Raw genomic sequence first — 13,600 nt, forward strand, 5'->3', positions numbered from 1 at the left:
AAGTTATTTGAAACTTTTTTTTCAATGGAATAGAGTCTGCATGTCGGCTGGTTTTTCGCCTATCGGGTGGCTGGTCGCCTTGCTGGCTATTTTGGTCCCACCACAAGATAGCCTTTACTGATTGAGCGTATGGTCCGTTAGGAATGGGTGTCAGGTTAAAGCCACTTTGAGCGAACCTTGCGGTAGCAGCTATTGAGAAGAGGGTTAGACATGAAAATCGTGAGTAACTTTATTGGCGGGAAGAATTCCCTGAGTTCCAGCAATCAGACTGCCGAGATTCATAATCCAGCCACCGGTAAAGTCGAAAGCCAGGTTACGCAAAGTACTGCCGAGGAAGTTAATCAGGCTATCGGCGTGGCCCATCAAGCATTTGCCGATTGGTCACGGACTACCCCACTGCGTCGCGCCCGTATTATGTTCAACTTTAAAGCGCTGATTGAGCAACATCGTGATGAGCTGGCTGAGTTGATTGTCCGTGAGCACGGCAAGGTTTATTCCGATGCGTTGGGTGAGATCACCCGTGGGCTGGAAGTCGTCGAGTTTGCCTGTGGCATTCCACATCTCTTGAAAGGTGAATATTCCGCAGATGTTGGTACGGGGGTGGATTGTTTTTCCATGATGCAACCGTTAGGTGTGGTCGCAGGTATAACACCGTTTAACTTCCCAGCAATGGTCCCGATGTGGATGTTCCCCGTCGCCTTAACTTGCGGCAATACCTTTATCCTGAAGCCACCGGCATTAGACCCGTCAGCCTCTGTTCGTCTGGCGGAATTGTTGACTGAAGCTGGGTTACCGGATGGTGTATTCAATGTTATTCACTGTTCAAATGAGAGTGCAGCCCAACTCTGCACTGACCCACGAATTCAGGCCGTAAGTTTTGTTGGATCTTCTACCGTAGCTGAACATATTTATACTACTGCCAGTGCGCACGGTAAGCGCGTACAAGCATTTGGTGCTGCTAAAAATCAGGCAATTATCATGCCTGACGCTGATTTGGATGCCACAGTAAATGCATTGATGGGTGGTGCATTTGGCTCGGCGGGTGAACGTTGTATGGCTTTGCCGATTGCGGTTGTCGTGGGTGATGACACTGCGGACAAATTAATTGAGAAGTTAAAACCACTCATCACTCACTTGCGAGTCGGCCCAGGCTTGCAGCAAGGTGGCGAAGAAAATGAGATGGGGCCGCTAATCTCAGCCACCCATCAGAAAAAAGTGCTCGGTTATATCGATCAAGGTGTGAAAGAGGGCGCAACGTTAGTCACCGATGGCCGCAATTATAAAGTTGCAGGTTATGAGCAGGGATATTATGTAGGCGGCACTCTGTTTGACCATGTCACGCCAGAGATGAAAATCTATCGGGAAGAGATTTTTGGGCCGGTACTGGGTATTGTCAGAGTCCCTGATTACCAAACAGCCATTGATACAGTTAATAGCCATGAGTTTGGCAACGGCAGCGCTATTTTTACCAGTAGCGGCCACTATGCGCGGCTATTTGTGCATGAAGTTCAGGCCGGAATGGTTGGCGTCAATGTTCCAGTACCTGTCCCAATGGCATTCCATAGCTTTGGTGGCTGGAAGCGCTCGGTATTCGGTGCGTTAAATGTTCACGGTACCGATGGCGTGCGTTTTTATACCCGGATGAAAACAACCACTGCCCGTTGGCCTACCGGCCAGCAAACGGTTTCAGAGTACAGTATGCCAACACTTGGCTAATGCTATCAGTGGGTGTGCCTTGGGTTAATTTCAAGTGTTAACAGGAGAGTTATTATGTCTTCACTGCTTGCCAAATGTCAGTTACCGGATGCGGATGGACGTATTCAACACATTTCACCGCAAAATGCGGGTTGGCGTTTTGTTGGATTTGATGTCTATCGTCTTACTGCGGGTAAAGCATTAGTTCTGGACAGTGGTGACAATGAACTCTGTCTGGTATTGGTTGCTGGTGTTGCTTCAGTTTCAACTCTGCACGCTGAATACCCACATATTGGTAAACGTATGAGTCCGTTCGAACGAACACCGCCTTATTCTGTTTATGTTCCACATCATGATCATGTGAAAGTGGTGGCAGAAACTGACTTGGAATTGGCGGTATGCCGTGCCCCTGCACAGGGACATTTGCCTTCCCGCCTGATTACGCCGGCTGATGTCGGGGTCGAACGGCGCGGTAAGGGGCGCAACCAGCGGTTAGTGCATAATATTCTGCCTGACAGTGAGCCTGCGGACAGTTTGCTGGTGGTCGAGGTCTACACAGACGAAGGGAACACCAGCTCATATCCAAGTCATAAACACGATCAGGAAAATTCTACCGACGAAACTTATCTTGAAGAAACCTATTATCACCGGTTGAACCCTGAACAGGGCTTCTGTATGCAGCGTGTTTATACTGACGACCGTTCATTGGATGAGTGTATGCCTGTTTATAACCGTGATGTGGTGAAAGTCCCCAAAGGTTATCACCCGGTGGCAACGTTAGCAGGCTACGACAACTATTATTTGAATGTGATGGCAGGGCCGGTACGGTTATGGAAATTTACCTGGGAGAAAGACCACGCATGGATCAACAGCGATAACTATCCGGTTAATAACAGCTAACTTACTCTGGCTAAAGCATATAATAATGGGGTAGGAGGAACCCTACCCATTCTAGGTGTGAGCAGAAATGACGAAAAACGAACAGAGCCTCCTATTGGAGTGTTTACTCTTTCGCGTTATTCAGTGCCAGTGAAACTGCCAATGTTTGTGCCAGACACATAGAGGCTACTTGCGAACGGAAACCGTCAACTTGAGCTTCTCGCACGACAAAACACACATCGCTAAAAGCCGCTAATGGGCTGACCTGGCTATCTGTAATCGCAATCTGTTGTGCACCACTCTTCGCCCCTAATTCCACCAGTTCTAACGCCTCTTGCGCATAAGGTGAATAACTAATAGCGATCACTACGTCTTTGGGTTTCACCATGCTCAGTTGTTCAGCGAACATTCCCCCTAACCCATCGATCAGAAAAGCACGACGTTCCAGATGGCGTAACGCATAGGTGAGATAAGAAGCAACACTAAAAGAGCGACGTAGACCAATCACATAGATATTTTCAGCATTTTTCAACAATTCAACTGCTCTCTCCAACTGTTCTGCGCTGGTTTGTACGGCCAGTTGTTGCAGCGCTTGTGCATTTACCATGGTAAATACATTCAGTATTTCTGCCGGACTTTCTGGTGCCGTGCTGCCATCTGTCGATGTTTGGCGGAATAACCGTGCTCGCTCGGTATAGTTAACGGTTTCTTCCATCAAATGCTGGCGGAATACCTGTTTCATTTCGTTGAAGCCACTGAAATTAAAGGCATTAGCAAATCGGATCAATGTTGAAGGTGGTACGTCGGCTTGAGCCGCAATAGAAGCAACCGTATCAAATGCAATGCTATTACTGTTATCCAATATATAACGGGCAACTTGTTTTAAGCGCTTGCTTAACGTCTCATAGCGATGACGAATTTGGTCTTGTAACAATGAAAGTTGAGTAGGGTTATTCATCCATTCGGCCCACGGCAGAGGAAATTTCAGGGGTTATTCCCTTCGTACTTAAAGCTGCAAGGTTGTTAGCTAAGGTTATTCACCCGAATGACTTACATGTGTCAGCTCGTTGAGATGTGTTCGCTTTGGCTGGCTGCAACCCCAAGTTCTTTGAGTCTATCTGACAGTATTCTAACAGGTGGTTGGAAAATTTCATTTATTGATGTCAGTATTTGCTTTTATTTCATCGCAACTTAAATAAATTCACCAAACTATATTAATAGAAATGAATGAAATCTAAAGATATTCCTTTATTAACTTTGATAGAAATCAGGATTTTTTTGGCTTTATGGGGAATAAACAGCGTAGATAGCGGCATAATAGTGGCGCTGAGGCAGTATCACTTCAGCGCCGATAGAGCAGTTTTTAATTCAAATAGTAGGACGATAGTCACGCCAATAACCGATCAGGGTTTGGTAATTTTGTTTCACTTGTGTCATTAACTCGGCATCATTCAATTCACCTTGTAACCAGTGGCGCGATGCCTGGCCAAAAATGGTCCGGCCGACAGCAAAACCTTTAACCCACGGGGCGTGTGCAGCAGCGGCAAACCCTGCTTTTAATACGGCCTCTGTCGAGTCTAGCCCAAGAATTAATACACCTCGGCAATAGGGATCTTGAGTTTCAATCAGTTTGCCAACCAGTTGCCAGTTTTCTGCCGTTAGCGGCGGCAGCTTCCACCAATCTGGCTGAATGCCTAGCTGATAGAAATGAGCCATAGTTTCAATATAATAGCGCTCATCCTTATCCTTATTATCTTCAGGTAAAATCACTTCCAGTAGCAATTCATGTCCTGATTTACAGCATCCACGATATACATCCACAATCAGCTCATCCTGCTGTTGGCGCAGTTCTGCACGGTCTTGGGGATGATAAAAAACCAGACACTTAACCACATGTTCCAGTGGCCAATCTATTAGCTGGGAACCAATATTACCGTGTTCAAGCCGTAATGGTCTGGAACTGGGTAATTCTATGGGGCGGCCTATCCACCATCCCTGGCCGGTAATGATATTGAGCGCCTCCTGACCATATGTCGTATCAGCCAGAATGCCACTTTTATGCTCCAATCCAGACTCCAAAGCGGCTTGTTGCGCTGCTTGTAGCAACAATGTCTTAAGTTTTGGGATGCGCTCTTCACCAACACCGGCTTCACGGGCCATATCAGCCAATTGTTTGCGGTGGTCAAAGGCAAAAACACAAAGTTCAGGCCACTGTTGCTTACGGGTAGTCACCCGATGTAAATGATTAAGGCGGCTATCCTTGTCAGGGCGTGGCACGGAATATTCGCGGCTAAGATAATCATCCAGTTCAATTTTTGTCGGCATCGCTGGAGCACAACCATGACGTGAAACAACTAGCGCCCCACAGGCATTGGCGTAGCGGCAGGCTTGCTCCCAGCCTTCATCATTCAGATAACCGCGCAGCAGGCCAGACATGAAGGCATCGCCAGCCCCTAATACGTTGAGAACCTCGACGCGCACACCAGAATGCAGTTTGATTGACTCCCAACGGGTGGGAATATCCCCTTCAAAAACAGAGCAACCTTGTGCTCCGCGCTTGCAAACCAGTGTCGCTGGCGTAGTTTTACGCACATTTTGCAGGGCTGTCAGCGTATCTGTGCTCCCCCCCGCAATGTGAAATTCTTCTTCTGTACCAACGATTAAATTGAAATGATGCAGTACTTCCTGCAATTCCTGCGTTACTTTTTGCGACTCTATGAAACGCGTTTCACCGTCTCCAAGTGAGGTCAGGCCCCATAATACCGGGCGATAATCAATATCGAGCGCTGTGCGCAACCCATACTTATGGGCATATTCCAATGCTTTTAGCACTGCTGCTCGGGTATTCGGATGCGAAAGATGTGTACCCGTGATTGCCAGCGCGCGTGATGAAGCAATATATGTCTCGTCAATATCATCTGGTGTCAGGGCCATATCAGCGCAGTTTTCACGGTAAAAGATCAGTGGAAAAGTCTCTTGATCTTTAATACCCAGAATAACCAAACCTGTCAGCCGCTGTTTATCAGTAATAAGAAAACGGGTATCAGACCCAACACGCTGTAATTCCTCGCGTAGGAAACGGCCCATATGTTCATCGCCAACACGTGCCAGCATGCCTGACTTCAAGCCCTGAATTGCGGTGCCATAAGCAACATTACCTGATGACCCGCCTAAATATTTGGCAAATGTACTGGTATCTTCCAGCCGGGCACCAATCTGCTGCCCATAAAAATCGACGGCAATACGGCCGATACATATGACATCCAGTACTTTGTGTTGTGTACCCATCCCCATTTCCTTCTGTATTAAACCAAGCCCCGACAGTGACCGATGAAATAAACCTGTAATGACATTTCTAAAACCAGTATGAGGAATAAAAATTTCAAGTTCAAGGTTAAATGAAATTTATTCCCCGGTTGTGTGACGAAGATAAAAGCCTCATATCAGGTCTGAAAATGGGACTTACACCAAAAGCTTAGACCGGTTATTGGCAGTGTTTCCGAGGTGTAGCAAAGAAGAATTAAAATCAAAATAGTATACTAATATCAATTAGTTATGCGATTTTATTGACGATTGAAAATGAACGGTCAATCGCATGGTAAGCCGGGGACGCGTTATTTCAGTGTTTCTGAGAATATTTGATCTTCATCGCAGAATGAAATGTTTCTTCTGTAATTTGATTTTATGAAAAAAATATTTGTTTATAATCCCTGCTATGTTTCTCCTTACTGTCGTCAGCCAGGCGAAAGCTAACAAGTCTGCTGCTTCTCTCCGGCATATGTATCTTCAGGGGCTGAACGTCACTTGGTCACCATGATGTAGCGCAACAGAGCAAAGGATGGGTAAATGAATAAGATTCGGCTAACCACTGCACAGGCATTAGTCCGGTTTTTGGACAACCAATACCTGCAAGTTGATGGTCAGGAAATCAAATTTATCAAAGGGATTTTTGCTATTTTTGGCCACGGTAATGTGCTGGGAATGGGGCAGGCGTTGGAACAAAACTGTGGCGATTTAGTGGTTCATCAGGGGCGGAATGAGCAAGGGATGGCCCATGCCGCTACCGGTTTTGCCAAACAAAAACTGCGCCAGCAAATTTATGCCTGCACCTCATCCGTCGGGCCGGGCAGCGCTAATATGATTACCGCCGCTGCAACGGCAACGGCCAATCGTATTCCCCTACTATTGCTCCCAGGCGACGTATTTGCATCCCGCCAACCGGACCCGGTGTTACAACAAATAGAACAATCTCATGACCTTAGCATCAGCACTAATGATGCATTCAAACCGGTTAGTAAATACTGGGATCGCATTACGCGGCCAGAGCAACTGATGATCGCCTGTATTAATGCGATGCGGGTTCTGACTGATCCGGCAGAAACGGGGGCTGTGACACTGAGCTTGCCACAAGATGTGCAGGCTGAAGCCTATGACTATCCTGACTATTTCTTCCACAAGCGAGTTCATCGCCTTGACAGACGCCCTGCCAGTGCCGCCATGCTGGCTGATGCCATTGCGTTACTGACTGCCAAACGCAAGCCCATTCTGGTGTGTGGGGGAGGGGTGAAATACTCGCAAGCCGGCCAGGCATTGCAACGATTTGCTGAATGTTTTGGTTTGCCGTGGGTAGAAACGCAAGCCGGTAAAGGCACTATCAGCTCAGAACATGAATTAAATCTTGGTGGTATTGGTGAAACCGGTTGCCTGGCTGCTAACACATTAGCAAAACAGGCGGATCTGGTGATCGGCGTTGGCACTCGCTATAGCGATTTCACCACGTCTTCTAAATGGTTATTCCAGAATCCAGACGTTTCATTCCTGAATATTAATGTCAGTGCCTTTGATGCCGGTAAATTGGATGGTTTGCAATTGTTGGCTGATGCGCGTGAGGCATTATCAGCATTGCATCAACAGCTTGGCACTACCGGTTATCAAGCCGGATGGGGGGGGGAAATTGCTCGCATGCGCGCGGAACAATTAGCTGAAACGCAGCGGGTTTATCAGGTGCAATACCGTGCCGACGATTTCGTTCCTGAAATTAATGACCATTTGGACCGTGAACAGGTTTTTGCTGAATTTATCAATAAAACCGGCTCTTTCTTGACGCAAAGCCAAGTGCTGGGAGTACTGAATAACACATTACCTCCTGATGCCATCATTGTTGCGGCTGCGGGTAGTTTGCCCGGCGATTTACAGCGGGTGTGGCGTACCAAAGGGAGTAACGACTATCACGTCGAATACGGTTATTCGTGCATGGGTTATGAGGTGGGTGCCGCACTGGGTGTGAAGCTAGCTGAACCAGACAGGGAGGTCTACTCATTGGTTGGGGACGGCGCATTTATGATGCTGCATTCCGAACTGGTTACCTCTATTCAAGAGCGTAAAAAAATTAACGTTGTGCTGTTCGATAACATGACGAATGGCTGCATCAATAACCTGCAAATGGAACATGGCATGGACAGCTATGCCACAGAATTCCGCTTTCGTAATGAGGACACAGGCCAATTAGATGGCAGTCTTGTTCCGGTTGATTTTGCCATGCTGGCTGCCGCCTATGGCTGTAAAACATATCGTGTTTCTACCGAGCAACAACTGATCGATGCATTAACCGATGCCCATTCGCAGGCAATTTCTACCTTGATTGACATAAAAGTGCTGCCAAAGACCATGGTACATAAATACCTGAGTTGGTGGCGAGTAGGGGTTGCTCAAGTTTCTGAAAGTGAACGAACCGATGCAGTCGTTCGTGAACTGGAAAAAAATATCGCCAAAGCCCGTGATTACTAAGGCTAATTAAGCAAGCAATCAATGCGTTATACCCAATAGCTTTCAACACACAAAATGGCGGTACAGGGATGTGCCGAGTCATGAGGGCTGCCAACGCACCTGCAACTTGAGCTGGATGTGAAGTCGTAAAACGAGCAGGTATCACCTGCAAACCGAAACTTCATGAGGAAAATAATATGTCGTTAAATATTGGTGTCATCGGAACAGGTGCTATCGGCCAGGATCATATTCGTCGTTGCAGTAAAGTTTTACAGGGCGCTCGTGTGGTTGCTGTAACGGATATCAATCAGCAGCATGCCACTAAAGTTATTCGTGATCTGGGTATTGAGGCGAATATCTATGCCGATGGGCATGAAGTGATTAATGCAAAAGAGGTGGATGCGGTATTAGTCACATCTTGGGGGCCGAGCCACGAAGAGTTTGTTCTGGCAGCCATTGCTGCGGGTAAATATGTATTTTGTGAAAAGCCGTTGGCGGTGACAGCTGAAGGGTGTAAGCGAATTGTAGACGCTGAAGCCGCCAAGGGTAAGCGCTTGGTTCAGGTTGGGTTTATGCGCCCTTATGATCAGGGTTATCGCGCACTGAAAGATGTGATTACTCGTGGGGAAATCGGTGAACCTTTGATGCTGCATTGTGCTCACCGTAACCCGAGAGTCGGCGAAAATTACACCACCAATATGGCTATTACTGACACATTGATCCATGAGATTGATGTACTGCGCTGGCTGCTGGATGATGATTATGTCTCCGTTCAGGTTGTTTTCCCACGTAAAGCCAAACACGCTAAAGCGCATCTGAAAGACCCGCAGGTGGTGTTATTTGAAACGGCGAAAGGAACGCGTATTGATGTTGAAATCTTTGTGAATTGCCAATATGGCTATGATATTCAATGTGAAGTGGTAGGTGATACCGGTATTGCAAAATTACCAGAACCCTCATCCGTGCTGATGCGCAGCCAGGCACGGCTATCGCATGAAATACTGACCGATTGGAAAGACCGCTTTATTGATGCTTATGATGTTGAGTTACAAGCATTTATCAATGACGTTTTAGCTGAAAAACTCACCGGTCCTTCTGCCTGGGATGGTTTTGCTGCCGCCGTTACTGCGGATGCCTGTATTGCGGCACAGAACAGCGGTGAAATTGTTCCTGTGAGTTTGCCGCCACGACCTGATTTTTATAATAAATAACATCAAACTCTGCTGCCTGTGCGCTAGCTAGCCTGCTGCCGCATAGTCAGGTTTTTTGTTGCAAATGGAGTTTATCTCAAGCTTGCATGTATCTTGCGTGAAACGGGGGAGCGATGAAGATTGCATTTGATGTTGATGTCATTAAAGACCTTGGTATCAGCAATATGGTTCGTCAAGTGGCAGAATGGGGATATGACTATATTGAACAATCACCGCATCCGCAGTTAAACCCATTTTATAAACACCCAAAAGCGGGCCGCGAAGTTGTTGCTGAATATAAGAAAGTACTAAAAGAAACCGGGGTGCAAATATCTTCCTTTATTGTGGTTTATCGTTGGGCTGGGCCACTCGAGGCAAGGCGGCAGGCTGCGGTGACCAACTGGAAGAGAATGATTGAAATTGCAGTTGAAATGGGTGTCTCTGTGATTAATACCGAACTTTCTGGCGATCCAAATGAGCCAGAAGTTTGCGAAGAGATGTGGTATCGCTCAATGGAAGAGTTATTGCCGATTATTGAACGGGAAGGGATTCGGGTAGAGATTCAATCTCATCCGTGGGATTTTTGTGAAGAAAATAATGAAACCGCAGATTTAGTGAAATCACTCCGCAGCGATAATGTGAAGTATCTGTATAGCGTGCCCCATACCTTTTTCTACGATAAAGGCAAAGGGGACGTTGCCAGCATGCTGAAATATGCGGGTGTTGACCTTTCTCATGTATTGATTGCCGACACCATGAATCACACCAAGCATTGCCGTTATATTGTGAATCCACCGGGTGTTGATGCGGTTATTCATCAACATGTTGGTATTGGTGAAGGGGAAGTCGATTTCTCTGCCTTATTTCAAACTCTGCGCGATATGGATTTCGCTAATCGCACCTTTAAAGTCGGTGGTGAGTCAATTATTGCGACTTCTCTTTTTGGTTATCCAGAAAAAATGGTGCATCAGGCGGTGGCTACTCGCGAACGTATTGAGCGCGAATTGTTGGGGAAATAAAGTCGCCCGGCGGCCTCAGTTGCAAGTTCTCTTTAAGATTTTAAATAAAAACGTATCCCAACGTTATTGACGTTGCAGTGAACAACGCCGCAGCTTCAAGCACCAAAGGTATATTTTCCTGCATTAAAGACGGGCAATTAATCACATTTTAATTGTATTCATCTCTATAAATTGGATGTATCGCAGAGGTTTATTATGAATAAAGAACGTGTGAAGTTAGCAATCGCGCCAATTGGCTGGACCAATGATGATATGCCTGACTTAGGCAAAGAAAATACCTTCCAACAATGTATCAGTGAAATGGCTCTTGCAGGATTTACTGGTTGCGAAGTTGGTAGTAAATACCCGCGAGATCCTAACGTACTTAAACCTATGCTTGAGCTGCGCGGTATGCAGATTTGTAATGCATGGTTTAGCACTTTCTTTGCCGATGACCAGCGGGCCAAGACCATTGATGAATTTATTAATCATATGAATTTCCTCCATATAATGGGGGCAAAAGTGATTGGTTGCTCAGAACAAAGTAAGAGCATTCAAGGGACGACGAAGGCAGTATTTGAAGAAAAACCACACTTCACCGATGTGCAATGGCAGCGAGTTGCTGATGGTTATAACGAATTAGCCAAGATTGCGGCAACCAAAGGTATGCAAGTCTGTTTGCACCACCATATGGGGACGGGGATCCAAACTACCGAAGAAATAGATCGTTATATGAGTATGGTTAACGACGATGTATATCTGCTCTTTGATACAGGTCATGCCTATGTTTCTGAGGGGAGCCAGGCGGCGATGCTGGCTATTTTGGAGAAATACCTGCCGCGTATTAATCATGTTCATTTAAAAGATGTGCGGGATGAAATAGTGGCTGATGTGAAAGTGAATAAACTCAGTTTCCTCGATGGGGTGAAAAAAGGCATGTTCACTGTACCGGGCGATGGGGTAATTGATTTCCGTCCGGTATTTAAATTGCTGGATGAAAAAGGTTATCAGGGCTGGATGGTAGTAGAGGCAGAGCAGGATCCGGCTATCGCTAATCCATTTGAGTATGCAGTGAAAGCCCGCCACTATATTAAAGAAACCGCGAGCATTTAGTCATATTCAGTTATGGCAGGGGATAGGTTGGTACACTATCCCCTGAGGATTAGGCGGATATCTTGATTCGCCCCATATGATACGCATCGATATATTGGCCCTCGCGAAAAGCAAAGCGTGGGCTGGTACCTTCAATTTCAAAGCCAAACTTGCGGTAAAGCGCGATAGCCGCCAGGTTATCGACAAACACTGTTAGCTCAATACGTTGTATATTCAACCAGTTATCACATAATTCAATCATAGCAGTCATTAATGCACTGCCGATGCCTTGTCCACAGTAATTTGCATCAACAGCAATACCAAAAGTGGCGACATGCTTACGCCGTGCCCGTTGGTTGGCTTCGACAGTCAGTTGCCCAACGATCTCCTCGTCAATACATGCCACCAGGCTATGCATCCCGGCGGGAAAATCTTTAATTCTTTTGGCCCACATCTCTTCAGAAGGTAGGGGAAGCTGTAACGTGTCGCGATAAACCTGTGGATGAGAAAATAACCGCCGCAAAGCGGGATAGTCGGTGAACTCCACATGGCGTATCTGCACATTTTCCATAAACATACCCTTACTCTTACTGTTTGAATTACCTAATAAAATAGCGTTTTATTTACCTGAGTCAATAATATTGCAAGTGGTTAGAAAAAACACTTTACAAGTGAGAGTGATAATGATTATCATTGTCGTGCTTTCAGATGAGGCCATCAGCGTTTAGGTGTTCACATTACGAAGGCACGACATTGCTCACATTGCTTCCAGTGTTTACTTAGCCAGCCGGGTGCTGGCTTTTTTTTGCCTATTTCGCACTGTTTGTTCGCTGCATCATTGGTTCGTAGGCAGTCATATCTCAAGTTCTCTCAACGTTTTCTTTCGCTAATTACTTCAAATTCAAATCATTTGTCTTTCAACTTATTAATCAGTCGAATTTTTTGAACAGAGGAGTGAGTTTTTTACGCTTTCATATTCTCCCGCGACATCTAGACTAAAGAAAACGTTGAGGAGAACTGAACATGATCTATTTACGCAAAGCAGAAGAACGGGGCCATGCTAATCACGGTTGGTTGGACAGTTGGCATACCTTCTCATTCGCTGATTATTACGATCCAGAATTTATGGGGTTTTCAGCACTGCGAGTGATTAACGAAGATGTGATCGATGCAGGTCAGGGGTTTGGTACCCATCCGCATAAAGATATGGAAATCCTGACTTATGTGCTGTCTGGTACTGTAGAGCACAAAGACAGTATGGGTAATAAAGAGCAGATCCATGCCGGTGAATTCCAGATTATGAGCGCAGGTACCGGTATCCGCCATTCAGAATATAATGGCCGTGACGACCAACCGCTGCATTTGTACCAGATTTGGATTATCCCCAATAAGACAGGTTTGGAGCCGCGTTATGAACAGCAGATGTTTGATATCCCGCAAGGGCGGCAGTTGGTGTTATCACCGGATGCCCGCGATGGCTCGCTGAAAGTATTCCAGGACATGACACTCTGGCGTTGGGCACTGAAACGTGAGGAGCAGTCCATTTATCAGATTCAAGCAGAGCGCCGCATCTGGATACAGGTAGTCCGTGGTAAGGTCTCTATCAATGGGCATCATGCCGCGACCAGCGATGCATTCGCTATCTGGGATGAAGCTGCACTTTCTATTCATGCTGACGAAGACAGTGAAATTTTGTTGTTTGATTTACCGCCAGTTTAAGTTTGACCATCCCATACCCTAATAATTCGAGTTGCAGGCAGGCGGCAATTGAGTGACAAATTGGTTGCAAACCATTTTGAACGGCGCTTGCGCTGGCCCGCAGGGTGAGCCTCTGATGAGGCTCATAATCCCGATGAGCTTACTCAGGTAAGTGATTCGGGTGAAAGAAAGCAGCCAATGCATATGCAGCTTGAAGTATGACGGGTATATGTAAAAAAGGGTATGTGCATCGCGCCATACCCTTTTCTTTGCTAGAATAGT

At 46.3% G+C, this 13,600-nt stretch carries 10 protein-coding genes; 7 read left to right on the forward strand and 3 right to left on the reverse strand.

Features of this window, described 5'->3' with window-relative positions; genetic code table 11:
• Positions 1-210 precede the first annotated feature (210 nt).
• Both Q2T71_RS19745 and iolB read left to right on the forward strand, forming a co-directional pair.
• Positions 211-1,716: a CoA-acylating methylmalonate-semialdehyde dehydrogenase gene (locus tag Q2T71_RS19745; protein ID WP_372560287.1), complete on the forward strand. Its 1,506-nt coding sequence runs from the start codon at positions 211-213 to the stop codon at positions 1,714-1,716.
• A gap of 54 nt (positions 1,717-1,770) precedes the next feature.
• Entirely contained in the window at positions 1,771-2,595 is an 825-nt protein-coding gene (iolB, locus tag Q2T71_RS19750) for a 5-deoxy-glucuronate isomerase (protein ID WP_083161299.1), read from the forward strand.
• A 103-nt stretch (positions 2,596-2,698) separates the two neighbouring features.
• Here the strand turns inward: iolB and Q2T71_RS19755 are convergent, their stop codons facing one another.
• Entirely contained in the window at positions 2,699-3,532 is an 834-nt protein-coding gene (locus Q2T71_RS19755; protein WP_372560288.1) for a MurR/RpiR family transcriptional regulator, read from the reverse strand.
• 410 nt (positions 3,533-3,942) lie between these two features.
• On the reverse strand, positions 3,943-5,862 hold the full coding sequence (gene iolC, locus Q2T71_RS19760; protein WP_372560289.1) for a 5-dehydro-2-deoxygluconokinase: 1,920 nt from the start codon (positions 5,860-5,862) through the stop codon (positions 3,943-3,945).
• Positions 5,863-6,420: 558 nt separating this feature from the next.
• Between iolC and iolD the strand changes: the two genes are divergently transcribed.
• The 4 genes from iolD (at position 6,421) to iolE (ending at position 11,641) form a co-directional block, all read left to right on the forward strand.
• Positions 6,421-8,361 (forward strand): 3D-(3,5/4)-trihydroxycyclohexane-1,2-dione acylhydrolase (decyclizing), encoded by a 1,941-nt coding sequence (gene iolD / locus Q2T71_RS19765; RefSeq protein WP_372560290.1) that lies wholly within the window; start codon positions 6,421-6,423, stop codon positions 8,359-8,361.
• A gap of 176 nt (positions 8,362-8,537) precedes the next feature.
• Entirely contained in the window at positions 8,538-9,551 is a 1,014-nt protein-coding gene (locus Q2T71_RS19770) for a Gfo/Idh/MocA family protein (RefSeq protein WP_372560291.1), read from the forward strand.
• A 113-nt stretch (positions 9,552-9,664) separates the two neighbouring features.
• Positions 9,665-10,549, forward strand: a complete 885-nt coding sequence (locus Q2T71_RS19775; protein ID WP_372560292.1) for a sugar phosphate isomerase/epimerase family protein — start codon at positions 9,665-9,667, stop codon at positions 10,547-10,549.
• Between the two features lie 195 nt (positions 10,550-10,744).
• Complete coding sequence (gene iolE / locus Q2T71_RS19780) at positions 10,745-11,641, forward strand: myo-inosose-2 dehydratase (RefSeq protein ID WP_372560293.1); 897 nt, start codon at positions 10,745-10,747, stop codon at positions 11,639-11,641.
• Positions 11,642-11,690: 49 nt separating this feature from the next.
• On the opposite strand, the gene Q2T71_RS19785 is transcribed toward iolE, so the two are convergent.
• Complete coding sequence (locus Q2T71_RS19785) at positions 11,691-12,191, reverse strand: GNAT family N-acetyltransferase (RefSeq protein ID WP_372560686.1); 501 nt, start codon at positions 12,189-12,191, stop codon at positions 11,691-11,693.
• A 452-nt stretch (positions 12,192-12,643) separates the two neighbouring features.
• Between Q2T71_RS19785 and Q2T71_RS19790 the strand changes: the two genes are divergently transcribed.
• The gene (locus Q2T71_RS19790) at positions 12,644-13,339 is read left to right on the forward strand and encodes a pirin family protein (protein ID WP_372560294.1); all 696 of its coding nucleotides are present in this window, start codon (positions 12,644-12,646) and stop codon (positions 13,337-13,339) included.
• Positions 13,340-13,600 lie beyond the last annotated feature (261 nt).

The sequence above is a fragment of the Yersinia sp. 1652 StPb PI genome (assembly GCF_041538345.1).
Lineage (GTDB): Bacteria > Pseudomonadota > Gammaproteobacteria > Enterobacterales > Enterobacteriaceae > Yersinia > Yersinia enterocolitica_E.

Bases quoted from the DNA above. Each gene is read 5' to 3' on its own strand.
- Q2T71_RS19745 (WP_372560287.1), top strand. From the start codon at position 211: ATGAAAATCGTGAGTAACTTTATTGGCGGGAAGAATTCCCTGAGTTCC.
- iolB (WP_083161299.1), top strand. From the start codon at position 1,771: ATGTCTTCACTGCTTGCCAAATGTCAGTTACCGGATGCGGATGGACGT.
- Q2T71_RS19755 (WP_372560288.1), bottom strand. From the start codon at position 3,532: ATGAATAACCCTACTCAACTTTCATTGTTACAAGACCAAATTCGTCAT.
- iolC (WP_372560289.1), bottom strand. From the start codon at position 5,862: ATGGGTACACAACACAAAGTACTGGATGTCATATGTATCGGCCGTATT.
- iolD (WP_372560290.1), top strand. From the start codon at position 6,421: ATGAATAAGATTCGGCTAACCACTGCACAGGCATTAGTCCGGTTTTTG.
- Q2T71_RS19770 (WP_372560291.1), top strand. From the start codon at position 8,538: ATGTCGTTAAATATTGGTGTCATCGGAACAGGTGCTATCGGCCAGGAT.
- Q2T71_RS19775 (WP_372560292.1), top strand. From the start codon at position 9,665: ATGAAGATTGCATTTGATGTTGATGTCATTAAAGACCTTGGTATCAGC.
- iolE (WP_372560293.1), top strand. From the start codon at position 10,745: ATGAATAAAGAACGTGTGAAGTTAGCAATCGCGCCAATTGGCTGGACC.
- Q2T71_RS19785 (WP_372560686.1), bottom strand. From the start codon at position 12,191: ATGGAAAATGTGCAGATACGCCATGTGGAGTTCACCGACTATCCCGCT.
- Q2T71_RS19790 (WP_372560294.1), top strand. From the start codon at position 12,644: ATGATCTATTTACGCAAAGCAGAAGAACGGGGCCATGCTAATCACGGT.